General features: G+C 79.4%; 1 pseudogene. It reads left to right on the top strand.

Annotated elements, in window-relative coordinates:
* Positions 1–1,499, top strand: a pseudogene (locus ND748_RS31810) (primosomal protein N'); the annotation flags it as partial.

Below are 1,499 nucleotides of genomic sequence, written 5' to 3'. Positions count from 1 at the left end.
GCCCGGCCCCGCGTGGCCGGCGATGATCGCCGCCGCGGTCGGCGCCACGGTGCGGTCGGGCCGTGGCGTGGTCGTCGTCGTCCCCGACCACCGCGACGTCGATCGGGTCGAGGCCGCGCTGGTCGAGGTCGTCGGGCGGGAGACCACCGTCGCCCTGCGGGCCGACCTCGGCCCGTCGCGCCGGTACCGGGCCTTCCTCGCAGCCAGCCGCGGGCAGGCGCGGGTCGTCGTGGGCACCCGTTCCGCGGTCTTCGCCCCCGTCGCCAACCTCGGCCTGCTGGTTGTCTGGGACGACGGGGACGAACTGCACGCCGAGCCGCTGGCCCCCTACCCGCACACCCGCGACGTCGCCGTGCTGCGCGCCCGCCAGGACGGCTGCGCCCTGCTGATCGGCGGTTTCTGCCCGACGACGGAGGCCGAGGCGCTCGTCCGCGGCGGCTGGGCCCATCCGCTGGTGCTGCCCCTGCCCGAGGTCCGGGCGCTCGCCCCCCGGGTCGAGGCGACCGGCTCGGACCACGAGTACGCCCGCGATCCGGCCGCCCGCGCCGCTCGGCTGCCGTCGCTCGCGGTCCGGACGGCCCGTGAGGCCCTGGCCGCCGGTGCCCCGGTGCTGGTCCAGGTGCCCCGGCGCGGCTACCAACCCTCGCTGGCCTGCGCGGACTGCCGGCGTCCCGCCCGCTGCCGGCTCTGCCGGGGTCCACTGGGCCGCTCCTCCGGCGCCGGCATGTTGTCCTGCCGGTGGTGCGGTCGACCGGTGGCCGCCGCCCCGGGCGCGCTGGGTGCCGCCCCCGCGCCAGGGCCGGCAACCCTGGGCCGGGCCACCGAGCCCCGGGCGGGCGCGTCTCGGGCGGGCGAGTCTCGAGCTGGGGATTCCCGGGCCGGCGAGTCCGGAGCCCCAGGTCCCCGAGGCTCCGAACTCCGGGTCGCCGCCCCGGGGGGCGCGGCCGGGGCGGCGGTCTGGCGATGCCCCTCGTGTGCGAGCCCGCGGCTGCGGGCCTCCGTGACGGGGGACCGGCGCACCGCCGAGGAGCTGGGGCGAGCCTTCCCCGACGTTCCGGTGCGGACCTCGGGTCGCGACGGCGTGCTCGCCGTCGTTCCCGCCGAGCCGGCGATCGTCATCTCCACTCCCGGCGCGGAGCCGGTCGCGGCCGGTGGGTACGGCGCCGTGCTCCTGCTCGACGGCTGGGCTCAGCTCGGCCGTCCCGACCTGCGGGCCGCCGAGACGACCCTGCGGCGCTGGGCGGCGGCGGCGGCGCTGGCCCGCCCGGCGCCACAGGGCGGGCGGGTCATCGTGTCTGCCGACGCCGGGCTCCCGGTCGTCCAGGCCCTGATCCGCTGGGATCCCGCGACCTTCGCCGCCCGGGAGGCCGATGAACGCGCCGAACTCGGCTTCCCGCCGGCAACCCGAATGGCCGCCGTGGAGGGCAGCGCCGCGGCCGTCGCCGAGCTGCTCGCGGTGACCCGCCTGCCCGAGGGGGCCGATCTGCTGGGCCCCGTGC

Source organism: Frankia sp. AiPs1 (assembly GCF_023716945.1).
GTDB lineage: Bacteria > Actinomycetota > Actinomycetes > Frankiales > Frankiaceae > Frankia.
Note: the sequence above shows the minus strand (reverse complement) of the source record. Positions and strands in the feature narration are given on the sequence as shown.